Origin of the sequence: Bifidobacterium apri, from assembly GCF_009299485.1 — a bacterium.
Classification (GTDB): domain Bacteria; phylum Actinomycetota; class Actinomycetes; order Actinomycetales; family Bifidobacteriaceae; genus Bifidobacterium; species Bifidobacterium apri.
This window is the reverse complement of record NZ_WBSO01000012.1, coordinates 49346-72975: the sequence shown is the minus strand read 5'-3', so window position 1 is coordinate 72975 and position 23630 is coordinate 49346. Positions and strand designations below refer to the sequence as shown.

The 23630-nt window shown below is 60.7% G+C and carries 17 protein-coding genes; 8 read left to right on the top strand and 9 right to left on the bottom strand.

Annotation, left to right across the window (positions count from 1 at the left end):
- Positions 1-37: 37 nt before the first annotated feature.
- Together nrdG and nrdD are read right to left on the bottom strand one after the other, a co-directional pair.
- Positions 38-751, bottom strand: a complete 714-nt coding sequence (gene nrdG / locus DSM100238_RS07305) for an anaerobic ribonucleoside-triphosphate reductase activating protein (RefSeq protein WP_152356014.1) — start codon at positions 749-751, stop codon at positions 38-40.
- Between the two features lie 170 nt (positions 752-921).
- Positions 922-3348 carry an anaerobic ribonucleoside-triphosphate reductase gene (gene nrdD, locus DSM100238_RS07300; RefSeq protein ID WP_152356027.1) on the bottom strand — a complete coding sequence of 809 codons (2427 nt, stop codon included), beginning with the start codon at positions 3346-3348 and terminating at the stop codon, positions 922-924.
- Positions 3349-3736: 388 nt separating this feature from the next.
- Between nrdD and xseA the strand changes: the two genes are divergently transcribed.
- Complete coding sequence (gene xseA, locus DSM100238_RS07295) at positions 3737-5101, top strand: exodeoxyribonuclease VII large subunit (RefSeq protein WP_152356013.1); 1365 nt, start codon at positions 3737-3739, stop codon at positions 5099-5101.
- Between the two features lie 145 nt (positions 5102-5246).
- Here the strand turns inward: xseA and DSM100238_RS07290 are convergent, their stop codons facing one another.
- Entirely contained in the window at positions 5247-6689 is a 1443-nt protein-coding gene (locus DSM100238_RS07290; protein ID WP_152356012.1) for a glycoside hydrolase family 32 protein, read from the bottom strand.
- Positions 6690-7028: 339 nt separating this feature from the next.
- Between DSM100238_RS07290 and DSM100238_RS07285 the strand changes: the two genes are divergently transcribed.
- Complete coding sequence (locus tag DSM100238_RS07285; protein ID WP_152356011.1) at positions 7029-7337, top strand: exodeoxyribonuclease VII small subunit; 309 nt, start codon at positions 7029-7031, stop codon at positions 7335-7337.
- 185 nt (positions 7338-7522) lie between these two features.
- Here the strand turns inward: DSM100238_RS07285 and DSM100238_RS07280 are convergent, their stop codons facing one another.
- Complete coding sequence (locus DSM100238_RS07280) at positions 7523-8563, bottom strand: endonuclease/exonuclease/phosphatase family protein (RefSeq protein WP_152356010.1); 1041 nt, start codon at positions 8561-8563, stop codon at positions 7523-7525.
- Between the two features lie 137 nt (positions 8564-8700).
- Between DSM100238_RS07280 and DSM100238_RS07275 the strand changes: the two genes are divergently transcribed.
- Complete coding sequence (locus DSM100238_RS07275; RefSeq protein WP_152356009.1) at positions 8701-9798, top strand: hypothetical protein; 1098 nt, start codon at positions 8701-8703, stop codon at positions 9796-9798.
- 560 nt (positions 9799-10358) lie between these two features.
- On the opposite strand, the gene DSM100238_RS07270 is transcribed toward DSM100238_RS07275, so the two are convergent.
- Together DSM100238_RS07270 and glmM are read right to left on the bottom strand one after the other, a co-directional pair.
- Complete coding sequence (locus DSM100238_RS07270) at positions 10359-11015, bottom strand: peptide deformylase (protein WP_152356026.1); 657 nt, start codon at positions 11013-11015, stop codon at positions 10359-10361.
- Positions 11016-11017: 2 nt separating this feature from the next.
- Positions 11018-12421, bottom strand: coding sequence for a phosphoglucosamine mutase (gene glmM / locus DSM100238_RS07265; RefSeq protein ID WP_152356008.1), 1404 nt, complete (start codon positions 12419-12421; stop codon positions 11018-11020).
- Between the two features lie 856 nt (positions 12422-13277).
- On the opposite strand from glmM, the gene DSM100238_RS09365 reads away from it, so the two are divergent.
- From DSM100238_RS09365 to DSM100238_RS07245, 5 genes are all read left to right on the top strand, one after another.
- Complete coding sequence (locus tag DSM100238_RS09365; RefSeq protein WP_167511102.1) at positions 13278-13421, top strand: hypothetical protein; 144 nt, start codon at positions 13278-13280, stop codon at positions 13419-13421.
- Positions 13418-14020 (top strand): cytidylate kinase-like family protein, encoded by a 603-nt coding sequence (locus tag DSM100238_RS07260; RefSeq protein WP_152356007.1) that lies wholly within the window; start codon positions 13418-13420, stop codon positions 14018-14020. The genes DSM100238_RS09365 and DSM100238_RS07260 overlap by 4 nt, the downstream gene beginning before the upstream one ends.
- A gap of 18 nt (positions 14021-14038) precedes the next feature.
- A complete protein-coding gene (locus tag DSM100238_RS09635; protein WP_152356006.1) occupies positions 14039-16780 on the top strand; it encodes a bifunctional amino acid transporter/iron-containing alcohol dehydrogenase in 2742 nt (913 codons plus the stop codon).
- A gap of 105 nt (positions 16781-16885) precedes the next feature.
- Complete coding sequence (locus tag DSM100238_RS07250; protein ID WP_152356005.1) at positions 16886-17329, top strand: GNAT family N-acetyltransferase; 444 nt, start codon at positions 16886-16888, stop codon at positions 17327-17329.
- 358 nt (positions 17330-17687) lie between these two features.
- A complete protein-coding gene (locus DSM100238_RS07245; RefSeq protein ID WP_152356004.1) occupies positions 17688-19052 on the top strand; it encodes an aspartate aminotransferase family protein in 1365 nt (454 codons plus the stop codon).
- Positions 19053-19191: 139 nt separating this feature from the next.
- On the opposite strand, the gene DSM100238_RS07240 is transcribed toward DSM100238_RS07245, so the two are convergent.
- The 3 genes from DSM100238_RS07240 to pepN all read right to left on the bottom strand — a co-directional run bounded on the left by DSM100238_RS07240 (position 19192) and on the right by pepN (position 22829).
- Positions 19192-19560 (bottom strand): HepT-like ribonuclease domain-containing protein, encoded by a 369-nt coding sequence (locus DSM100238_RS07240; RefSeq protein WP_152356003.1) that lies wholly within the window; start codon positions 19558-19560, stop codon positions 19192-19194.
- Complete coding sequence (locus tag DSM100238_RS07235) at positions 19560-20117, bottom strand: helix-turn-helix domain-containing protein (RefSeq protein WP_152356002.1); 558 nt, start codon at positions 20115-20117, stop codon at positions 19560-19562. Before DSM100238_RS07235 ends, DSM100238_RS07240 begins: the two co-directional genes overlap by 1 nt.
- A gap of 105 nt (positions 20118-20222) precedes the next feature.
- A complete protein-coding gene (gene pepN, locus DSM100238_RS07230) occupies positions 20223-22829 on the bottom strand; it encodes an aminopeptidase N (protein WP_152356001.1) in 2607 nt (868 codons plus the stop codon).
- Positions 22830-23630 lie beyond the last annotated feature (801 nt).

Below are 23630 nucleotides of genomic sequence, written 5' to 3'. Positions count from 1 at the left end.
GTCCGGTTTTCAGTAGCCGGTTTTCAGTATCCGGTTTTCAGTGTTCGGAGGAGATGCTGTCGTTGCCTTCACCGGCGGCACGGTCCTTGCCGTAGATTTCGGGGATGAAGCGCTCCTGGTCGTGCAATTTGCTCCAGATCACCGGTTTTCCGGCGGCGAAGGACTTGGGCACGTCGATGATCCGCTGGTTGCTCGACCCGCGGAATTGCAGCAGCGAATCGTGCAGATCCTTGATATATCGGCCGTCGACGAGGATGTCGATCTCGTGGAGCAGGTCGAGCTTGTCCTGGGTTTCGCCGGGGCGCATGAGTTCTTCCCACGTGTAGCCGGTCCAGCACCAGATGTCTTTCGTATGGCCGAAGCGTTCGCGGATTTTTCGCGCGAGCGGCAGGAGCACGCCCGTATTGAGCAGGGGCTCGCCGCCGAGGAAGGTGATGCCTTGCACATAGGATTGGGACAGGTCGTCCATGATTTGCGCTTCGAGCGCGTCGTTGTATTCATGGCCGGCTTGGAAATCCCAAATGGATTTGTTGTAGCATTCCACGCAATGGAACGGGCATCCGGACACGTACAACGAGCAGCGGATGCCTTCGCCGTCGGTCATGAGGAACCGTTTGTAGTCGGCGATCATGTTGTGGCTCATCCGGTTCGTCCACTGCCCTGCCTTCGGGTTGTTCGACCGGTTGGTCGGGATGAACGGGCCGCGATCGACCTCCCCCGCCGCGAAATCATGCAATGTCGTTGCTGTCATCAGTCTTCTGCGCTCCTTGGTGCTTTCCGGGCATGCCGTCATGGCCTCCCCACACGGCGATGACGGCCGCGTGCGGATGCATCACGGCCGTCATCGGTTGATGTCTGTGCGCGTCTTCCGGCGGGATGCCGTCAGGCGACGCAGTGGCTCAGGTCACTCGACCTGTCTGGTTACTTGGTCTCCTCGAACCATTCGCGTTCGGAACCGTCCTTGAGCGTCACATGCCCGGTTTCGCCGCTCATATGCTTGACGCGGTGGGCGATCTCCTCGTGACGGCCGTGCACCATCGGGCGCTGGACGGGGTTGCCCAGGTATCCGCAGGTGCGCTTGGTGACATTGCACTTGTCCGGATCGGAGTTGCCGCATTCAGGGCATTTGAAGCCTTCTTCGGTCGGTTCGAAGTCGCCTTGGAAGCCGCACACGAAGCAGTGGTCGATCGGTGTGTTGGTACCCAGGTAGCCGATGCCGATCTTGTAGGCGTAATCCCACACGGCTTCGAGCGCCTTCGGATTGTCCTGCAGGCACGGGAATTCGCAGTAGTTGATGAACCCGCCGGACGCGTAGTAGGGGAAGTCCTTCTCGTAGTCGAGCTTCTCCATCGGCGTCGGGGACAGCCACACCGGATAGTGGAAGGAGTTGGTGTAGAAATCGTGGTCGGTCACGCCTTCAACGCGACCGAACTTCTCACGGTCCATGCGGTTGAAGCGGTCAGTGAGGCTTTCCGCCGGCGTGGAGTACACGGAGTAATGGTAGCCTTCGGCCTTGCACCACTGCTTGCACAGCTGGTTCATGCGCTTGACGATGGACAGCGCGAACTCCTTGCCTTCCGGATCCCAGCTGTGGTCGCGCATCCAATCCTTGCCGTAGAACACCGCGGTCGCCTCATACAGACCGATGTACCCGAGGGACACCGTGGCGCGTTCATTGCGGAACAGCTGATCGACGTTGTCGTTGGCGCCGAGACGTCCGAATGCGCCATAGCGGAACAGGGTCGGCGCGTTGACCGGGGTGGCCTGCTTGCAGCGCATGATGCGGAACTGCAACGCCTGGTGGGCGACTTCCATGCGCTCGTCGAACAGTTTCCAGAAGCGATCCTTGTCGCCGTGGGATTCGAGGGCGATACGCGGCACGTTGACGGTAACGACACCGAGGTTCATGCGGCCGTCTTCGACGTCCTTGCCGGTTTTGGGGTCGATCCAGCCTTGCAGGAAGGAACGGCAGCCCATCGGGGCTTTGAAGGAGCCGGTGATCTTGACGATGTTGTCGTAGAACACGACATCCGGGTACATGCGCTTAGTGGAGCACTCGAGCGCCAGCTGCTTCATGTCGTAGTTCGGGTCGCCCGGGTCGGCGTTGATGCCATGTTTGATGGTGAACACGAGCTTCGGGAAGATCGCGGTGTGGCGATCCTTGCCCAAGCCGCGGATGCGGTTGAGCAGAATGGAACGCTGGATCTCGCGGGCGAACCAGGAGGTGCCCAGGCCGAAACCGACGGTGACGAACGGGGTCTGACCGTTGGACACGCGGTTGGAGTTGATCTGGTATTCCATGGTCTGCATGGCGTCGTAGATCGCCTTGCGGGTCATGAGCTTCGCGTAGACCTCACGGATCTGCTGGATCGGGTCGGCATCCGTGTCGAACGGCACGTCGTCGGGCAGCGGCGCGCGGTTCTCGAAATGCAGCCCGGACGGTTCCTGTTCCTTGAGGCCACGCACGACGGTCTGTGCGGCCTCGATCGGCATGTCGTCGGGGAACATGGCGTGGGCCATCTTCAGATGCTTCTCATAGTCGAGCTTCGCGTACGGCTCCAGCATCTCATCGGCGCGGTTGACGGTCTGGCCGCCGTACTGGGCGCCGGCGATATCCTTGATGATCTGCGTGATCTGCGTGGCGGCGGTGCCGATGGACTTCGGGGAGTCCATCATCGCGTTGCCGAGTTCGAAGCCGTGGGCGAGCATATCGCCGAAATCTGGCAACGAGCAGTTGGTCATCGCGGTGAATGGCGAATAATCGGCGTCGTGGAAATGGATGTCGCCCTTCATATGGGCGTTCGACACGGCGTCAGGCAGCATGGAGAACGCGGATGCCTTGGAGACGGCGCCGGCGAGCAAATCGCGCTGCGTGGCGTAGACATTGGAGTCCTTGTTCGCGTTCTCACGCACGAGGGATTCGTCACGGTTGACCAGGCGGCTGACCGCTTCATTGATATCGGTGGCCTTGGCGCGCTCGATGTCCTTGTTGAGGCGGTAGTTCGTATAGTTGCGGGCGACCTCATACAGGTGATCTTCGATGAGGCCGTGTTCGACAAGGTTCTGGATGTCCTCGATCTTGGCGGGACCGTTGTAGCGTTCCTTGATTTCGCCTTCGACCTGGTTGGCGAGGTCGCGGATGAGCTGCTCCTCTTCCGGTCCGATCTCCTTGTCAAGATCCTTGAAGGCGGACTTGACGGCGCTGATGATGTTGATCGGGTCGAATTCGACGATTCGTCCGTCACGCTTCTCGACGAGCACCTTGCTCATATCCGACGTCCCTTCCGCGACGGTGTCTGCCGTATCGCTGTCCGGGGTGGCGGTCCGCGGAGCATCAAGAACCTGCATGTCCATTGGGTTCCGTCCTTTCCCTCGGCCGGGCACCTCCCGGCCTTTCTTGTTCTGCATTTGCCACATCGACTGTACCACGAGATGTAGTGCATCTCTGACGCGTGTCACACCAGATATAGTAGCAATCCGCATCATTCCGCCGATAATCGGAAAATGTGATGAAGATTACGCCGCCGCCTCAGCGTGTCGATTCCGACACGCCACCATCCTGCGAAAAACAGTGGTATACGCGGGCGCGCGCGCAGATGCATTGTCCTTTCGATGCGCGACAGTAGAAGCCATTGACACGCAGGGCAAGGCCGATCCTGCCAGGCAGACAAGGCAACGGCACGCCACAGACACGCGCAGGACGAGCCAGCCACACCCCGCGGAAGGAAGGGCAAGCATGCAAGGGTACGGGTATGAGAATCAGAACACCGCATACGGCTACGGCATGGCGCCCCACGGCAACGGCAATGAGCTCGCTCTGCAGCGTCAATCTCCCGCAGGCGCGCCAAAACCGTTGGACCAGCTGCCGCGCTTGGCGCGCGACACCACCGCAGAAAACCCCTGGCCGGTCAGCGTACTGAGCCAGAAGTACCATGATGCGGTCGAACGCTGGCCCGCTTCCTGGGTCGAAGGCCAGATCGTCGAAATCAATATGCGCCGCAGCACTTCCGGATTCATTACGCTGCGCGACAACGAGCAGGACATCTCCATGTCCGTCATGGGGTACAGCCGTTTCGTCGCCATGGCACGGGAATTCAGGCAAGGCGAACGCGTCGTCATCCACGGCAAGCCGAACGTGTGGCCCAAACAGACGCGTCTGAGCTTTGTCGCCGACGATATCCGACGCGTGGGAGCCGGCGACCTCAAAGCGCAGATTGACGAATTGCGCAAGAAGCTCAAAGGCGAGGGCCTGTTCGACGCCGAGAACAAAATCCCGCTGCCGGAGTTTCCCAAGTGCATTGGCCTGATCTGCGCCCCGCAGGCACGTGCCGAAGGCGATGTCATCACGAATGTGAACCTGCGCTGGCCGGCCGTGGACTTCGTGATCGAACACGTTCATGTCCAAGGCGCCCAATGCCCGCCGGAAGTCGTCCAAGCCATCCGCAAGCTCGACGACGATCCGCGCGTGGACGTCATCATCGTCGCCCGCGGCGGCGGCAGCTTCGAAGACCTGATCGGTTTCTCCGACGAAGCCGTGGTCCGCGCCACGGCGGCTTGCCGCAAGCCCATCGTTTCCGCCGTCGGGCACGAAGACGATTGGACGCTGATCGATCTGGCAGCCGACCTGCGTGCCTCGACACCGACCGACGCTGCGAAAAAGGTCGTACCCGACGTGCACGAACAATGGCAACTGGTGACCAACGCCTGGCAGCGCATGAACCTGCGGATGGAATCCATGGTCAGCAACGAACAGCGGCTGATCGAAGGCTATGCGAACCGGCCAAGTCTGACGCATCCGCACACGATGCTCGACCCATACCAGCGCACTGTTGATGACGCCGTGCTGCGAATGCGGCAAGGCCTGATCCGCATCGTTGACGACGCGAGTATGACCGTGGAGAAACTGCATGCCAGCCTCACCGCACTCAGCCCGCAGGCCACGCTCAACCGCGGGTATGCCGTGGTGCAGACCGCGAACGGCCGCGTTCTTGACGATCCGGTCGACGTGCGGCAGGGCGACCAGTTGACCATCACCCTCCGCGAGGGCGCGTTGCTGGCCAATGCTATCGGCCCGGCGGACAACGCGCCCGACACCGACTGACCTCTCCCCGACCGGCATCGGGCGCGCGAAGCGATCTTCCCAACCGTTTCGCGTGCCCGATGCCGTTGTTCATCCGCCATGGGCGGCTCCGGCATCAGATCCGGACGTCGAGGAGCCGTCCGCGTGTTGGCGTTGCGGTTCCGCCTTACAGTCCCAACACCGACACGTCAGACACGTGCACCGTGCCGTGCTCCACGAACCAGCCGAACTTGCCGGGACGCCGGTCGTAGAGTCGCATGCTGAACGCGGCGTCGCGGTTCACGTACATCACCGCCGTCGAACCGTCGACAAACAGCTCGACACGGTAGCGTTTGCCTGGTTCCATCAGGAATGTCCGCTCCATTTCCACCGCGTAGGGGAACAGCTGGCCGCCGCGCTCATGCATCCTGAGCCCGCTGCGCCATTCAATCCGGCTGTGCAGGGGGTCGAAAGACAGGTAATAGCCGTCAGACAATCGTTCGTCCGTATGCAACATGAGACCGAATCTCGCTGGCTGCCCATCGTATGACAGGGTCGCGGCAACATATCCGGCATCCGGCATTCCCGCTCCAAGGGCGGCGGCGAACCCGTCGCCGGAACCGGTCCACCCGCCATTCCCGCCGTTATCGCGATGCCAATCGCCTTGTACCGGCACCGGCTCGACGGCGATCGCCTCATGATCGGCACGATGCAACACCGCCGGCAAATCCCCCGCAGGCGCGACGCCCAAGGTGCCGTCCGCATGCTGGACCAGTTGATGGACCACCATCGAACCGCCCCAATTCCAGGTCCGGTAATCCGCCCCATACTCCGCGCTCGGGTCGAAATCCCAGCCATTCTCGCCACGAGTGGGGTTCCAGCCGAATATGAAACGATTCGTACCGTCGAAGCCGGTTTTCGCCGCATAGAACGCTCGTGAATCGAACGTGTCGATCACCGGGCGGAGCCACGGCCCGCGCGGCGAACGCGCCATCCGGTAATAGGTGGCGAATCCGTCGGTGTAATTGGAAAACACCAGATACCACCACTCGCCCATCCGGAACATATCCGGGCATTCATAAGCGGACATATGCACATCCGGCGCATACAGCGGCCGTTCACACCGCCAATGCATCAGATCATCGGACACGCACAATCCCACGCACCCGTTCCGGTCGCTGCCGCCGGCCCGACGCGCGGCAACCAGCATCCACCAACGCCCTTCATCCTCATTGAAGAACACAAAGGGATCGCGCCAATCAGTCGGCTCATAGAAAGACACATCCGGCCCGAAAGGCTCGCCGACGTCGTTCCAATGCATCAGATCATCACTGACGGCATGACGAATCCATTGGCGCTGCGGGTCGTTCTCGAACACGCAATAGAACAGATGGTACACACCGTCAACATCGACGACCGACCCCGTACCGCCGAGAATGCCGACCGGCGTATCCTCGATGCTGTCTGCATGGGTGTCAGACATCAGGTGCCAGCCGAACTGCACCTGGTCACGCGGCACGTCAGGGTTCCAATTCTTCAGATAGAAATTGCGAAACCTTGCGGTGCGCTGATCGAAAAACGGGATGACATCGCCGACTTTGGCGCGATCGGGGGTATAGAACAGGCTCATCGGATGCTCCTTGTGAAATCGGCTCCAGACTACTGCGACTCCATCATAACGACGGCTGGAAGCCACCTCGAAACCAGCGTGATTCCGGCATGTTCCGATCATCGCCCGATGTCTGTCGTCTGATGTCTGTCGCCTGATGATGCCCGCCGCCCGATGATGCCCGTCGCCCGCATATGTCGCCCACAGCGCATCGCCGCCTCGAATCCCGAGACATCCACTGCCCCGGCTACCATCGGCATCAGGAACGTTGGGACGGAATCCAGCATGCGCCTTATCCGCAAGGAAGCAACAAGCCCACGCCATTCCGAGACAACACCGCACCACATCAGGGAGGAACACATGGCACAGGAAACGACAGACGAACAGAGCACCGCACAGCACGCCGCATCAAGCCTGACGCAAGAGGAACGCGAGCGCATCGCGTCCATGTCATATGAGCAGGCGCGCGACCAGCTGATCCAGGCGGTGCAGGCGCTCGAAGCGGGCGGGCTGGATCTCGACCAGTCCATGCGGCAGTGGGAGCTTGGCGAGGCGTTGGCCAAGCGCGCCCAGAGCCTGCTCGATCAGGTGCGTGCCAAGCTGGACGCCGCCCAAGCGCAGCAAGCGCAAACCGCCCAGACCGCAGGAACCCAATCCAACCTGGAATAATCCGTCAACAACGCCGGTGTGGCAAGGCAACACGAGCCTGCTGCACCGGCGTTTCATTCCCCATGTCACGGCGTGCGGCCGGCATCCAGCGCCGCCACGACACTCGAAAACGCGAGTACCATGTCCGCGTCTCCTGGTGCACGCGGTGCGCTGCCGGCATCACACCGCAGGAGCATCGGATCCGGTCAGGATACTTGCAACGTAGCAAGCAGCGCAGCGTGGTCGGAACCGTTGACGTGCTTTGACTGCACCTGCCCAGCGACCATACCGCGGTCAATCACAATATGGTCAATACCGGCGAATGTCGGCACGCCGGTACGGTTCGCCGGCCATGTAAACACCAGCCCATGCCCTGCCTGCCGCGCTGCATCAGAGAATCGCGAACCCAACACATCACGAAAAACCGCATGGTCGTACGTGGCGTTGAAATCACCCATCATCACATACGCGGTACCCGTCTTCTGCTGCATGAGCGACAGCTCGTTCAACGCCCTGTTCCATTGGGACCAATACCCCGGCTGAGGAGACGTGGTGTGCACGGAAATGAACCGCACGGGCGTACCGCCCATATCGACCGTCCCCGCAGGCATAAACGAGGCGCTGGAATTGACCTCATCATCAACCGGGCGGTCAAGAGCCACAGCAGACCACAGCCCGTTGCCATACACGCCGTCAGATGATGAGACTTGCGAGTACGGCAGATAATCGCCGATCCCATCCGCTTCCAACTGTTTGACAAAAGCGTCCGTCGTCTCTTGCAAGGCCAGCACTTCGACACGCTCGTCACGCACCAAATCAACCACCGCCTGGGGATCGGCCTGCCCCTTGAACACGTTCAGCGTCATCACCCGCGCATAATGGTCGCCAGTCACGGCATGAGCCTGCCCGACCGCACTCACCGCCGCCTGGGACAACGCCTGTTGGGGGCGGAAGAACGGCGACTGCCACCATACTTGAGCGGCGACGCACGCCAAAGCGACCAACGCCACGATCCAACGATTCGAGAACAACGCGAGCAGCAACGCCAGCGCAGCAATCAGTGCAAACCACGGGGCGAGCGAAACGACGACCGGGACGTACGGCAAAGCTTGCAAATCGGCAGGCAACGCCCGCGCCACCGTTCCCAGCACGGCGACAATCATCAGCAATGCCGCAAGCAGGCCAGACAACAGGCGTCTGCGTTTCGGCCTGGCTGCGGGCGCGGACGAGTTGGGGGTTCGGGCCATCACATCTCCGTTTCCTGGATCATATGCCCTCACCACTCTACTGTGCGAACGCGCGCCGCGGGCGACAGGCAGACAAACCATCGCGCAATACTCACCAGTCGGCTATGCTTGAACCAACCGACATGAGAAGGACCGGCATGACCGAACCCGAACCCACGACACCACCCCAACATTTCGAAGCATTGCGAGACTTCGCCAACGACTTGCTGAACCATTCCGGTTTGCAGGGACCGACCTTCCTGTGGGATCGCTCCATCCACGATGACGCGCAGAGCGATGACGTCGAGCGCGAAAACATCCCCGTTGCGCCTCCTGAAGAGGCGAAGCAAACCATCGATGCGCCGATCCGCTGGTATCTTCGGGCGATGGATTCGCTCAGCCCCACCCCGCAGGCGGACGGCAGCGACGGCATCAATCGCGCGGACATGCCGACGTTCTACTACAGCACCGGAGCCTTGTCCGGGGTCGAAGCAGTGGTCGGGAACGCGCTGATGAGCACCAGATGGCGCGACGCCGCCGGTAATCTCGCCACCGCGCTGACCACGACATCCTCATTCCTCGGCAGCATCGCCGATCGGGAAGGCGAAGGGCTGTCCTATCTCAAACGCCTGATTGACGAGACGCGCATCTACTTCGACAGTGTGGCCCAGCATGCCGATCCGGTCACCGGAGGGCAAGCGCTCTCCGAAATCGTTTCAGCCGCCTGTCAGGAGGATTTTCGGTTCAACCCGGTGCAAATGGTCCAACTCATCGCGTGTTCGCTGCCGTTCGCCCAATGGGATGACACGCGGGTGTTCGTCTACGATGCCATCGATCGGGCGCAGGCGACCATGGCATCGGTCGAACGTGATATTCGTTCCAACGACCGGGATGATCCGGCGGGCAATCTCATGATGGATTCCGAGGGGAATCTGGTTGATGTATCCGCAAGCGGTATCCGCGAACAGTTTGATATGTCGATGCTTCTGCTGCAGCACGACGTGTTGCGTATGTGCGGCGAAGACGACCAGGCTGACCGCATGCTCAGCGAGCACAGTGACATCGAGCCGATGGCCGACGCGTATGCGGCTCAGCTCATCAGGCGCGGGCAATGGCGTCAGCTGCGGGATTTCGCCGGTCGTGTGCTCGCCGACGACCCGTATCAGCAGATGGCGTTGATTCCACCCCAGTTGGCGCCGGACGAATGGCACACCATCCTTGATCTGGCGCAATACGAGCTCGCGCACGAACAGTGAGCCTGCGTCGGCGGCCACTCTTCCACAAACTAGCTACGCTCAAACCGTCGTCAGCGTAACCAGTTTGCAGAAGAGCGACCGCCCTCTCACAAACCGGCTACGCAAAGACCACCGCCAGCGTAACCAGTTTGCAGAAGAGCGACCGCCCTTCCACAAACTCGCTACGCTCAGACCGTCGTCAGCGTAACCAGTTTGCAGAAGACTGGCCGCCGCCCTTCCACAAACTCGCTACGCTGAAACCGCCGTCAACGTAACCAGTTTGCAGAAGAGCGACCGCCCATACACAAACTGGCTACGCAGAGGCCATCGTCAGCGTAACCAGTTTGCAGAAGACTGGCCGCCCTTATACAAACTCGCTACGCTGAAACCGCCGCCAGCGTAACCAGTTTGCAGAAGAGCGACCGCCCATACACAAACCGGCTACGCTAAGACCGTCGTCAGCGTAACCAGTTTGTAGAGGGGTGGCCGCCGGACGGGCGGTGCAGCGCAGCGTCACCGGGCAGGCGTCAGGCGATGCGACAACAGCTCAGTCGCGTATGCCAAGGAGCCTGCTGCCTCACTCAGCTGAGCTTGAATCCGAGTTCCCTCGCCGCGGCGATCGGAACCGGGTCATCGCACCAGTAGTCCTCAACGTTCTCTTCAGTGGCCAGCGACCGGATCTGCGCCCGGTCGATATACAGCTCGCCGCTGAGATGATCGGTCTCATGCTGGAAAATGCGAGCTGGCCAGCCGTGCAACTGCTCCTCATGCCACGTGCCGTCCACATCCTGCCAGCGGGCGGTGATATTGCGCCAACGCTTGCGCACCGCCTGATAGCCGTCAAAGCTCAGGCAACCCTCGTAGAAGCTGCGCGTTTCCGTGCCGATCGGCTGATAAGACGGATTGATGATCGCATGGAACGGGAATTCGGAAATCTCACGCGGATCATCCTGGTCATCGCGAATATGATCCTCGACTACAGCAAGCGCAATGCCAAGCCCGATTTGCGGGGCGGCAAGGCCAACACCCGGCGCTTCGAGCATGGTGGTGCGCATCGCCTGGATGAGCTTGGTGAGGGTGTTCTTGCTCAGTTGCCCGTTGTACCGTCGCGTCGGCTGACGCAGCACCGGTTCACCCACTTGGACGATCGGGAGAATGCCTTCACTGTCGCCGGACCTGAGCAGGCTCTCGACGGCACGGTTCAGCCCCAAATCAATACTCGAACCTCGTGTGAACATGGTCATGCCAGCTCCTCTGCGACGACCTTCGCCAAACGGTCGCACACCTCGTCCGCCTGCTGCTGGGTGGCGGCTTCAGCCATCACGCGCACCAGCGGTTCGGTGCCGCTCGGCCGCAGCAGCACTCGGCCGGTCTCCCCGAGCAATGCGGTTTCCTGTTCCACTGCCTTCTGCACGGCGGCATTCGTTGTGACCGCCTGCTTGTTGGCGCATTTGACGTTGACCAGCTGCTGCGGCAGCTGCGGGAAGTCGGCGGCAAGCTGTTTGAGGCTCTTGCCGGTCTTGACGACTTCATTGCACAGGGTCAGTGCCGTCAGCGTGCCGTCGCCGGTTGTGGCGAACTCGCGGTTGATCACGTGGCCGGACTGCTCGCCGCCCAGCGAATAGTCGCCGCGCAGCATCTCTTCGAGCACATACCGGTCGCCGACGTTGGTCTGGACGGTTTTGATGCCCATGTCCTTGAGGGCGAGTTTCAAACCGAGATTGCTCATCACCGTCACCACGAGCGTATCGTGGTTGAGTTTGCCTTCACGCTTCTTGGCGCGCGCGAGGATGCCCATGATCTGATCACCGTTGACCATGGTGCCGTCCTCGTCCACGGCGAGGCAACGGTCCGCGTCACCGTCGAAGGCCACGCCCATCGCGCTGCCGGTGGCCTTGACCATGGCCTGCAGCTGCTCAGGATGGGTGGACCCCGCGTGATCGTTGATATTGTAGCCGTCCGGGGACGCGTTGATCACGATGACTTCGGCGCCGGCGCGACGCAATGCCTCCGGGGCGACGACGGATGTGGCGCCGTTGGCGCAATCAGCGACCAGACGCAGACCGGCGAGCGGCTTCGGCTGGGTTTTCTCCGGTCCGACGACCGGGGCGATGGTGGAGACCAGATGGTCAATGTACAGGTTCGTGGCGGTCACCGTGTCGTGGCTGACACGCCCCACGCCGGCTCCGGTCGGGCGGTCCCAATCCTTGCCGAGTACCGCTTCGATCTCGTCTTCCTTGCTGTCAGGCAGTTTGAAACCGCCGCGGGCGAAGAATTTGATGCCGTTGTCAGGCATCGGGTTGTGGGATGCGGATATCACCGCGCCCATCTCAACGTTGAGCACGGAGGTGAGGAACGCGATGCCCGGGGTCGGAATGATGCCGACATCGATGACGTCGAAGCCGCCGGCGCTCATACCCGCCGACAACGCAGACGACAGAAAGTCGCCGGAAACACGGGTGTCGCGCCCCACCAACGCGCGGCGCCGCCCCTCGGAATGCACGTCATGGTCGTCCTCGCTTCTCGGTGCATCGGCCTGACCGAGTACACGAACGGCGGCGTCGCCCAGGTCCAACGCCAACCGGGCGGTGAGATCCTTGTTCGCCAGCCCGCGCACACCATCGGTTCCGAACATTTTCGGCATGGTAGTAGTCCTCGCTTCTTTGACATGAATATGCTGCTTTCCATCGTACCTACCAGTGCTCCCAATTCCGCGGTCAGCGCGGTTTCGCACGGTTCCCTCGCAATCCGAGCCATCGTTGCGAAGCGGTTGCGTCCGCCCGCGTCCCCGCACAGCGGATCTGTCCCGATGCGAAACGTGCTGTGCCGGCCAACACTGCTTGCCTGGCGGGGGTGCAAACAGTCCGGATGTTTAGGGGCACGATGGGGGCACGATGGGAGGCATACCAGCCATCGCCGGCGCTCACAACGTAACTTGAGATGCCCGGGGCGATGAGACCATGCGCTTCTTGCTTCTTGACCATGACCAAAGCAATGGCGAACAAGCCCTGAGCGCAACGGGGAAATGTCCATGACAGCGACTGGTCTCCTTGGACAAATACACCGCGCCGTTACCACCCGGAATGTTCACAAATCAACCGTCCATGTCCAGCATGTGGAACGTCCCCTGCACACGTTCCACACCTCCCGGCGCGTACCCCGCACCCCTACAACACGTGTCAAGACAACACATCCGGCTCATGCTCACACCGATTGTTACATCCGTGTTCCGCACGCGTAATCGGCGCATGAATGACGGGAAACACACGAAACCTTCCACTTTTATAACAAAAGAACAGGTTTCACAGGTCCTCCACCGATCCACAAGATTGTCGCGGGCACACGAGATCTGAGCACATCCCACGCGCGCACCCGACCAAGGAGATGACATCGGCCTGACTGACGGCATCGGCAAGACGCATGCGACCCATCGCGCCGCCCACGTCAGACAGCCGCCGAAACGCATCCCGACGCGCGATTGCATCACGAAAGAGGATCGCATGAGATTCGCAGACACCTGGACCATGGCGCGGGACGATTGCCGTGCCTGTGACCCACACCTCGGCTATACAGCCAAGACTTCCGATATCTATGGCCTCAAGCACGCCACAGATATCAAGGGCATCAAGGAGATGGCACGATGAAATTCAACCCGGACCACTTCATCATCACCATCGGCTGCGAATACGGCGCCGGCGGCCCGCAAATCGGCAAAATGCTCGCCGACGCACTAGGCATCGAATACTACGACCGCGACCTGGTCGACAAGGTCGTCAACCAACTGGGTGTCAGCCGTGGTCTCGTCGAGCAGGCCGATCAGAAAACGAACGTCCAGTATGCCTTCGAAACATCCCTCGGCCCGCGCTACGCGAATCTGAGCAACCGCGTCATCTTCACCCAATCCGAGGTCATCAACGACCTCGCCGAAAAATCATCATGCGTCATCATCGGCCGTTCCGCCAACTACCTGCTACGCGACCGCGACGATGTGCTCGACGTGTTCCTGTACGCACCGAAGGACGTGCGCATCGAATCCATCATGGAACAAGACCACGTGGACGCCAAAAAAGCCAAGGAAATCGTCGAATACAACGATGAACTCAACCATTCGCGGCACAAGTACATCACCGGCACCCACCGCGGCGACCGCAGCCAGCGCGACCTGCTGCTCGACACCAGCCTGCTCGGATGGGACAAAACCGCGAAATACCTGCTGACGCTCGTCGAAATGCTGGGCGAGTGACGAGAGGAAGTGAACCAAATGACTGACAAGAAATCATCGGAATTCGATAAGGTTTTCAACGTCTGGGATATCCTCGTCATCGCCTTCGGCGCCATGATCGGTTGGGCGTGGGTCGTCTCCAGCGGCGACTGGATCGACCGCGGCGGCGTCATCGGCGCCATGCTCGGCTTCGTGCTGGGCGGCGTGATGATCTTCTTCATCGGCCTGACCTACGCCGAACTGACACCTGCCATGCCAGACTGCGGCGGCGAGCACGTCTTCAGCTACCGCGCCATGGGGCCGACCGGATCCTTTGTATGCACATGGGCCATCATCCTCGGCTATGTCAGCGTCGTATGCTTCGAAGCGTGCGCCATGCCGACGATCATCACCTATCTGTTCCCAAGCTTCCTGCAAGGGTATCTGTACACGGTCGCAGGATTCGACATCTACGCGTCCTGGCTCGCCGTGGCCATCATCATGGCCGTGTTCATCACCTATATCAACGTCCGCGGCGCGAAAACCGCAGCCATCGTACAGACCGTTCTCACCTGCGTGATCGGCGGTGCGGGTATTCTGCTGATCGCCGGTTCCGTGATCAGCGGCAACCCATCCAACCTTGAAGGGCAGGCGTTTGTCGGCGGCAACACCGCGAGCGTGTTCGGCAATATTCTGCGTGTCGCGATGATGACCCCGTTCTACTTCATCGGTTTCGACGTGATTCCGCAGGCGGCGGAGGAAATCAACGTGCCGCTCAAGAAAATCGCGAAAATGCTGCTGCTGTCGATTCTTCTCGCCGTCGCGTTCTATGTGCTCATCATCTTCGCCGTCGGATATGTGCTCAGCCCCGAGGCCATCGCGCAATCGGAAAGCTCCGGCAGCGGCCTAGTCACCGCTGACGCCATGGCACGCGCCTTCCGCACCGACATCATGGCCAAAGTGCTGATCGTCGGCGGCTTGTGCGGCGTGGTGACCTCATGGAACTCCTTCATGATCGGCGGAAGCCGCGCCATGTACTCCATGGCCGTGTCCTACATGATTCCGCCTGTATTCGGCAAGCTGCATTCCAAGTACAAGACCCCATGGGTGGCCATCGGCTTGATCGGCCTGCTCAGCTGCCTGGCGCCACTGCTCGGACGCAAAATGCTCGTATGGATCGTGGACGCCGGCAACCTCGCATGCTGCGTCGCCTACTGCATGGTCGCGATCTCCTTCGTGATCCTGCGTAAGAAGGCACCGGACATGCCGCGCCCGTACAAGGTCAAGCATTACAAGTTCGTAGGCTTCATGGCCATCGCCATGTCGGCGTTCATGGTCATCATGTACTGCATCCCCGGCAGCGCGGCGGCCCTCGTCCCCACCGAATGGGCGTTCGTCGGCGGCTGGGCGCTGCTCGGCGTGGTCTTCTACTTCGTGTGCAAGGCACGCTATGGCAAGAAATTCGGCACCTTGGTTGAAGTCGCCAACGACGAACTCGACAAGGATTACGCCCGCGAGCGTTCCGCCGCAGCCTCCATCGCCGCCGGCGAAGCCGCCGAAACCACCGCAACCACCGCACCGGCCAAAGTCGCCACAATCGGTCAAGCGGAGGTCACCGCCGCAGTATCCGCGGTCACGGCCGCCGCCACAACCGCCGACCAGCCTACGGCACGCACGTTCAGCTACTACGCACCGGTGAATCTCACCTTCGGCGCGGGCACGCTGGCACAGACCGGCGAACTCGCCAAGCCGCTCGGCTCCAAGGCGCTGGTCGTCACCGGCCATACCAGCGCCAAGAAAACCGGCGTGTACGACAAAGTCAACAATTCGCTCACGGCTGCGGGAATCACCACCGGCTTGTTCGACAAGGCATCGGCGAACCCGCTGACGACAACAGTCGAAGAGGGCGCACGCATCGCGAAGGACGGCGGTTACGACATGATTGTCGGCCTGGGCGGCGGCTCGGTGATGGATTGCGCCAAGGGCATCGCGTTCATGGCGAAGAACGACGGCGATATCAACGATTACATCTACGGGCGCAAGTCCAGCGATGTGGCGCTGCCGCTCGTGCTCATCCCCACCACCTGCGGTTCCGGTTCCGAAGCCAACGGGTTCGCCGTGTTGACGAATCCGGAGAACGGCGACAAGAAGTCGCTGCGGTGCCCGGCAATCATGGCTAAACGCTCGATCGTGGACCCCGAGGCTATGATGACCATGCCCAAGCAGCAGCTTGCCGCCGTTGGTTTCGACGCCTTCTGCCACTGCTTCGAGGCATATACCGCCAAGAACGCTCAACCGTTCACCGATGCGCTCGCACTCTACGCGCTGCCGCTTATTCTTGACAGCCTGCCGCGGCTCGTCGCCGGAACAGGCACGCTCAAGGATTGGGAACGCATGTCCCAGGCAGCCACCATCGGTGGTCTTGTGATCGGCACGGCTGGCATCACGCTGACGCACGCCATGGAACACCCGGTTTCCGGTTTGAAGAATGTGACGCATGGCAAGGGACTTGCGGCGCTCGCCCCGACCGTGGTGGATGCCACGTGGCAGGGCGACCGATTCAAGTTCGGCAGGCTGGCACGATTGATGGGCGGGTATACCGCCGAGGATTGCGCCGAGAAAATCCGCGGTTTCGAACGCAAGATCGGACTCGACGTGACGCTCAGCGAATTGGGCATCAGCGAATCGGACATCCCGTGGCTTACGGAGAACGCCATGAAGGTTTCCCCGGCTAATATCGCCAACACGCGTACCGAAATCGGCGCGGAGGATATCTCCGAGCTCTATCGCAAAGCGTTGTAAACGGTGGAGGCAGGCGACGGCTGTCGTATGTGGATGCGAACGCGTCCATGGTACGGCGGCCGCCGTCTTGTCGTATGGTGAACGGTTCAAGACGAAGGACTACCGATGATGTTGAAGGATGCCGAATCCGATGACTTCCCTGAAGCGTTGCGTTTCATCCGCGCGTTGTGGGATTACAACACGTATGAGGATGGGCCTACGCGCGACGTGTATGAGCGGGTGCTTGCCGATGACGCGAGTTTCGCGTTTTTCCTGCTTGACGACGAGGGACGTTATGTGGGCATGTGCCATGGCGATTATTTCGAGACCTTCTGGATGTGCGGGCTGACATGTTATGTGTCCAGTCTGATTGTGGATGAGCGCGAACGGGGCAAAGGCTATGGCACGATGATGCTCGACCATGCGGTCGAGCTGGCGAGGCGGCGCGGATGCCGGGCGATGACGCTTGACTCCGGTCTGCCGCGGTCTGCCGCGCACCGGTTCTATGAACAGTATGGCTTCGAGCGCAGCTGTTACGGGTTCGAACTGCCATTACCGTCATCTCGCTGAAATGTCCAATATGCGGACAGCCTCGTCGGCTCGCACCTGGTCCGATCCCCACGCGGATCGGCATCCACACGCCCATTGCCGCTGCCTGCGAAGGCAGTATCACAGCACTGCAAAACCACGAAATCAAGCGGATTTCACAACATCAGGCACATCCCCCGCAACAGCCGCCTGCGATTCGTACGACGCGAATGTTACAAGGAAAACACTCCTGTTTCGGCAAAGAAACGACCCCGTTTCAAAATGTCAAAAGCAGAGCAATACGCGGGTGTTAAACATTTCCATGTCAGGAAAAACGGCGACGAAATCCACAGCGTTCCGCCACCGTTATTGCGAAAAACATAGTCAAGGAGATACCGCGATGACATTGGCTGAAGATATGCCCCAGATTGTCACTGAAAGCGTTCCGGGCCCCAAGACCCAGGAGTTCCTCAAGAAGCGCGACGAGAACGTCCCCGCCGGACTGTGCTCTTCGACCTATCCGATCTGCATCAAGCGCGGCGAAGGCGCCATGTTCGAAGACATCGACGGCAACAAGTTCCTTGACTGGGTCGGCGGCGTCGGCGTGCTGAACATCGGCTATTCCCGCCCGGAGCTCGTCAAAGCTGTGCAGGATCAGGCCACCAAATACTTCCACACGATTTTCAATGTCATCGGGCATGAAGGCTATGTAGAGCTGGCGGAAGGCCTCAATGAGACGATTCCGTGTCGCGGCGAACACAAGAAGACCTATTTCGCCAATTCCGGCGCTGAATGCGATGAGAACGCCATCAAGATCGCCAAATCCTACACCGGTCGTCAGGGCGTGATCTGCTTCTCCGGCGCATTCCACGGCCGCACCAACCTGACCATGGCCCTCACCGCGAAGAAGGCCTACTCCCGTGGCATGGGCCCGTTCCCGGCGGAAATCGCCCGCGCTCCATACCCCTACCTGTACCGTGCGCCGAAGGGCTACTCCGAAGCGGAGGCCATCGCGTACTATGTCGACGGCCTGAAGAAGGTGTTCGACCAAGGCATTCCGGCCAATGAAGTCGCCTGCCTGCTCGTCGAGCCGCTGCAAGGCGAAGGCGGCTTCATCCCCGCCCCGATCGAATGGGTCAAGGCCGTGCGCAAGATCTGCGACGAGAACGGCATCCTGCTCATCGCCGATGAAGTCCAGTGCGGCAACTGCCGTACGGGCAAGTACTTCGCCTCCGAATACTGGGCTGAAGCCGGTGCCGCGCCGGATATCGTGACCACCGCGAAGTCGCTCGCCGGCGGCATGCCGATCTCCGCAATCACCGGCCGCGACGAAGTCATGGACGCCGCTCCTGCCGGCACCATCGGCGGCACCTTCTGCGGCAACCCGCTGTCCTGCGCTTCCGGCATCGCCGCCATGAAGATCTACAAGGAAGAGGACTTCCCCGCGAAGGCCCGTCACATCGGCGAGCAGGTGACCGCAGGTTTCAAGGCGCTCGCCGAGAAGTACGACGTCATCGGAGATATCCGTGGCCTCGGCGCGATGATCGGCGTGGAATTCGTCAAAGACCGCGAGACCAAGGAACCGGCAACCGAGCTGGTCGCCAACCTCATCCAAGAAGCCTTGCAGCGCGGCCTGCTCATGGAGTCCGCAGGTACTGACAGCAATGTCATCCGCTTCCTGGCTCCGCTCGTCATGACCGATGAGCAAACCAAGCGCGGTCTGGAGATCTTCGAGGAATCCCTCAAGGCGGCGCTCGCGAAGTAAGCGGTACCGGTGATTACCATGCGGATTCGACGGATTCGCCCGTGGTGATTGTTCATAACGTAAGTGGCGGGTCATTCCATCGCAACGGTTGGATGGCCCGCCACTCGCATGTCTGCGGGAATCCACGCCGACCCCGTGCTCAATCCTCGATGGCATCAAGATACGGTTGCAATTGGGCAAGCAGCCGTGGAACATCCACCGTGGCGGATACATACAGAGCGTCAGGATCGATTTCGTCGTATTCGTGGACGATGGCATTGCGCAATCCCCGCAGTTCGTGCCACGGCAGCTGCGGGACTTCTTCGAGAAACTCGTCGGATAGCTTCCGCGCAGCCTCCTGCGCCTGAACCATATCCATGGCAACCGAATTGAACCTCATGTAATCCGTTTCCAGCTCCTGAGCCGAAGAAACCGCGCTGGCATCACGGCTTGCGCGGGCCAGATGCTCCGCGAGACGGATGAGATTCGTATCATCCCTGAATCTCTGGTCGGTATGTCGTCGTTGCATCACACCACCCGAACCATATCGCGCTGAATATGCTCGTAGAATCGCCTGCTTGCACGACTGCGCTGCGCGTGCCGACGCAGCGAGACAAGCGAGGTCAGCGAGACTTCCCTACCAAACGACCGTTCCAGTTCACCCTTCAATCGCGCAAGGTCGTCCATGCCGAATCGGCTTGCTTCCCGCGAGACATACAGCAAGTCGATATCGGAATCGTCATCCGCCTCGCCGCGAGCGAATGAACCGTAAAGATACACTTGCGCAAGACCGTATTTCTTTGCGATAGCACCAGCGATCAGCTTCACCGTCGCGATATCTACGCTACTGCTGGATTTCTCCGTGAGACCGGATTTCTCCGAAATACCAGAATTGAGTGCGATACCTGACTTCGCCGTGAGGCAGGACAGGGCATCGTCATACCGTTGCAGGAAATCCTGAGTCGGATTGCCGCCGTGTTCCGCGCGCGATAATGCCGATTGCGTGGTGCCCATCCGTGACGCCACCGCTTGCTGGCTCAACCCCGCTTGAAGACGGCGGGCCTTCAATGCGTCAATGGTGTCCATATCAGCACTATAGCATATATGCTATATGTATCGAATTAAACGTCTGCGGGCCGGCTGACACCAAAACGGCAGCCGGCCGGCCCTCAGGGTGTCTGTGTCAGAAGGTCACAGCGCCTCGTTGTACGCGCGCACCTTGAGCACACGACGGGAAGACTCGACGTTCTCGATGATGATGCGGCGCAAAGCGCGCGGCGCATCCTCATGCTCGTCGAGCCACTGGTCGCCCAGGCGGACCAGCTCCGCGGGATTCGCATACGAAGGGTACAAGCCTTCGAGCAGCGCTTCAGCCATGTGGAATGTTTTGTTCTTCCACACCCAATCCACTTGGTTGAAGTACTCGGCCGCATACGGTTCGGCCAAATCCTCGCGCGGGGTGGACGCAAAGCCGGCGGCAACAGCCTCCAGCTGCATATTGGTCAAATCACCGTTGTGCAACGCCTGATCCCACGCCCAAGCCTTCGCCTTCGTCGTCGCACGGCTGGCGCGCGCACCATAAGCGAATTCACGGTTCTCGGTCGTATCGCGCTTGGCGAGCTCCTCATCGATATCCGCGTTGGTGACGGCGTTCACGGCGGCGAGCGCCTTGAGGATCGTCCAGCGCATGTTGTTGTCGATGTCCAGCCCTTCGAGCTTGACGCTACCGTCCAGCAGGCCTTGGGCGTTGGAGCGGAAGCGTTCATCGCCTTCCACACCATACGTGAGGTAGGCACCCACCAGCTGGAACTGCTCGTCGGAACCCGCCTTCGCTTGGCCGGCAAGCTTCCAAAGCCGTTCGGCGGTGTTTTCCGCCACCTCGGCGCTGCGAGCGGGAGCGACATAATGGTGGGCGGCAGTGGAGACCTGGGCGAGCGCATACCTGAACGTGGTGGACTCGTGTTCGGTCGCCAATGCGTCAAGGCTCGCGGCGATGAAACGTTCGGCGGGGAATTCGCCGTCGCGGGTCATATCCCACAGGGACAGCCACACCACGGACCGTGCGAGCGGATCGGCGAAACGGTACAGGTTCTTCGCCGCGAATTCGAGGGATTGCGCGTCGAACCGCAGCTTGGTGTAGGTCAGGTCATCGTCGTTGACCAGAATGAACGCGGGGCGCTGTTTGCCGGCAGCCTCCTCGACGACGGTGTGGTCGCCGGTCACGTCGAGTTCGAACCGGTCGGTGCGCACGATCTGCCCGTCGGCGTTCTCGTTGTAGAAACCGACAGCGAGGCGGTGCGGCCGCAGCACGGGATGCTCGGCGGATGCGCTTTGATTGAGCGTAAGTGCGGCGATGGTGCCGTCGGTGTTCTCGTCGACATGCGCGCTGATGGTGTTGATGCCCGCGGCTTCGAGCCATTGCTTGCTCCATGCCTTGAGGTCGCGCCCGGAGGTCTGTTCCAATTCGGCCAGCAGGTCGGCGAGGGTCGCGTTGCCGTACGCGTGCTTGTTGAGATAGTGGTTGATGCCTTCGAAGAACTTGTCGCGGCCGACATAGGCGACAAGCTGCTTGAGGACGGAGGCGCCCTTCGCATAGGTGATGCCGTCGAAGTTCACGTACGTGTCGTTGAGATCGTTGATCGGGGCGACGATTGGATGGGTGGTCGGCAATTGGTCTTGCGCCTGGCCCCAGCTTTTCTCGCCGGAGCTGAAGGTCGCCCAGGCGTCATGCCATTCGGTCGCTTCGGCGGTGGCGAGCGTGGACATGAATTCGGCGAAGGATTCGTTGAGCCACAAGTCATTCCACCATTTCATGGTCACATAGTCGCCGAACCACATGTGGGCGAGCTCGTGCAGCACGGTGACGACGCGACGCTCGGCGTATGCGTCAGTCACCTTGGATTCGAACACGTACTGGTCGCGGATGGTGACCATGCCGATGTTCTCCATGGCGCCGGCATTGTATTCCGGTACGAAAATCTGGTCGTACTTCGCGTACGGATACGGCACGCCCCACGTCTTGGCATAGAAGGCGAAACCCTTCTTGGTGATGTCGAACAGGTAATCGGCATCCTTGTCGAGCGCATCCTTGAGCGCCTGGCGGCAGTACAGCGCCATCGGCACGGTGCGTCCGTCCTCGTTCGCGTATTCGGTGTGCCACTGCGCATACGGGCCGGCGCAAATCGCGGTCAGATAGGAGCTCATCACCGGAGTCGGTTCGAACACCCACGTGCGCGAATGCTCCGCAGGATGATCCCCAAGCGTGCCCGCTGCGGTGATCCGGTCCACGTTTTCCGTGGACATCACCGGCATATTCGATGTGACGATCCAGCTTTCCGGAGCAAGTACACGGAAGTCGAAAATCGCCTTAAGGTCGGGCTGGTCGAAAACCGCGTAGACACGTCGGGCGTCCGGAACCTCGAATTGCGTATACAGGTAGACGTTGCCGTCGGAAGGATCGACGCTGCGGTGCAGCCCCTCGCCGGTGTGTGAATAGCGGCAACGTGCTTCGACGGTGACTTCGTTGTGCTCCAGCAGTCCTGTCAGTTGGATTCTGCTGTCCCGGTAGACGGATGCCGGGTCAAGGCTCTTGCCGTTGAGCGTGATGGCGGTGACTTCATCGGCGATGAGGTCAAGGAAGGTGCTGTCGCCCGGATCGGCTCCGAACGTGACAGTCGTGGTGGAGCCGAAGTTTTCCGCTCCTTGGGTCAGATCAAGGTCGATCGCGTAATGGATGGGCGCTGTGACGATGGCTTTGCGTTCCTGTGCTTCTTCTCGTGTGAGGTTCGAACCAGGCATGTCGCTCCTTTCCTCTGCGGATTTGCGGCGTTCCGCGCTACGGCTCTGACGGGCATGGGGGTTGCCGTATGGTGCCGGCGGTGTGCTGGGTGTGCCGGTACCGATGCCGTAATGGTGCAAAACATCGCGGCGCGGCATGTATGTACCACGCCGCGCCGCAATTGTTCATTCTTCAGTGCTGTTTGCCACACTGGTTATCGTTAACGACATCATTCTACGCCACGGTACGGGCAAATTTCACTATTCGACATGCTCAGGGCATTTCAGGCGTCTATGGTCGTCGGCAGATGCTATAGACGTTGGCGCGGCCGGCAGGGTGGCTGACCGGCTGACCGGGTGACTGGGTGGGCTGACCGGGTGACTGGGTGACTGGGTGGGCTGACCTGCGGGCATGATGGGCCGACCGGCTGGCACAAGGGGCGGAAGAGAACGGACGCGGATGTCATGAGAAGTCATGGGAAGTCATGGCACGAGGACGTTGAGACGCGCGGACAACAGACAAGGATGTAACGACGCGGAGACGCAAGGATGCTGAGACGCGCGGACGATCAGGCGCACGTGTGCAAAGCACACTGCCCGGAAATACAAAGTCGCGGAAAGGCGGACATCCAATGATAATCGCCGCCAAACGTTATGATCGCGCCAAGCTCGCTCCCCCAGCCCACTGCATATCCGCACCACACAGCGCCGCACCACACAGCGCCGCACAGCACAGCGTCGCACCGCGCTACACCGCGCCGCACCGGGCCATCGTGCCGCACACCCCATATACGAAGGCGCCGCACCCGCGGATTACACGGG

What these genes read in the sequence shown, in the direction of transcription:
- nrdG (WP_152356014.1), bottom strand. Translation starts at nt 751, where the DNA reads ATGACAGCAACGACATTGCATGATTTCGCGGCGGGGGAGGTCGATCGC.
- nrdD (WP_152356027.1), bottom strand. Translation starts at nt 3,348, where the DNA reads ATGCAGGTTCTTGATGCTCCGCGGACCGCCACCCCGGACAGCGATACG.
- xseA (WP_152356013.1), top strand. Translation starts at nt 3,737, where the DNA reads ATGCAAGGGTACGGGTATGAGAATCAGAACACCGCATACGGCTACGGC.
- DSM100238_RS07290 (WP_152356012.1), bottom strand. Translation starts at nt 6,689, where the DNA reads ATGAGCCTGTTCTATACCCCCGATCGCGCCAAAGTCGGCGATGTCATC.
- DSM100238_RS07285 (WP_152356011.1), top strand. Translation starts at nt 7,029, where the DNA reads ATGGCACAGGAAACGACAGACGAACAGAGCACCGCACAGCACGCCGCA.
- DSM100238_RS07280 (WP_152356010.1), bottom strand. Translation starts at nt 8,563, where the DNA reads ATGGCCCGAACCCCCAACTCGTCCGCGCCCGCAGCCAGGCCGAAACGC.
- DSM100238_RS07275 (WP_152356009.1), top strand. Translation starts at nt 8,701, where the DNA reads ATGACCGAACCCGAACCCACGACACCACCCCAACATTTCGAAGCATTG.
- DSM100238_RS07270 (WP_152356026.1), bottom strand. Translation starts at nt 11,015, where the DNA reads ATGTTCACACGAGGTTCGAGTATTGATTTGGGGCTGAACCGTGCCGTC.
- glmM (WP_152356008.1), bottom strand. Translation starts at nt 12,421, where the DNA reads ATGCCGAAAATGTTCGGAACCGATGGTGTGCGCGGGCTGGCGAACAAG.
- DSM100238_RS09365 (WP_167511102.1), top strand. Translation starts at nt 13,278, where the DNA reads ATGAGATTCGCAGACACCTGGACCATGGCGCGGGACGATTGCCGTGCC.
- DSM100238_RS07260 (WP_152356007.1), top strand. Translation starts at nt 13,418, where the DNA reads ATGAAATTCAACCCGGACCACTTCATCATCACCATCGGCTGCGAATAC.
- DSM100238_RS09635 (WP_152356006.1), top strand. Translation starts at nt 14,039, where the DNA reads ATGACTGACAAGAAATCATCGGAATTCGATAAGGTTTTCAACGTCTGG.
- DSM100238_RS07250 (WP_152356005.1), top strand. Translation starts at nt 16,886, where the DNA reads ATGATGTTGAAGGATGCCGAATCCGATGACTTCCCTGAAGCGTTGCGT.
- DSM100238_RS07245 (WP_152356004.1), top strand. Translation starts at nt 17,688, where the DNA reads ATGACATTGGCTGAAGATATGCCCCAGATTGTCACTGAAAGCGTTCCG.
- DSM100238_RS07240 (WP_152356003.1), bottom strand. Translation starts at nt 19,560, where the DNA reads ATGCAACGACGACATACCGACCAGAGATTCAGGGATGATACGAATCTC.
- DSM100238_RS07235 (WP_152356002.1), bottom strand. Translation starts at nt 20,117, where the DNA reads ATGGACACCATTGACGCATTGAAGGCCCGCCGTCTTCAAGCGGGGTTG.
- pepN (WP_152356001.1), bottom strand. Translation starts at nt 22,829, where the DNA reads ATGCCTGGTTCGAACCTCACACGAGAAGAAGCACAGGAACGCAAAGCC.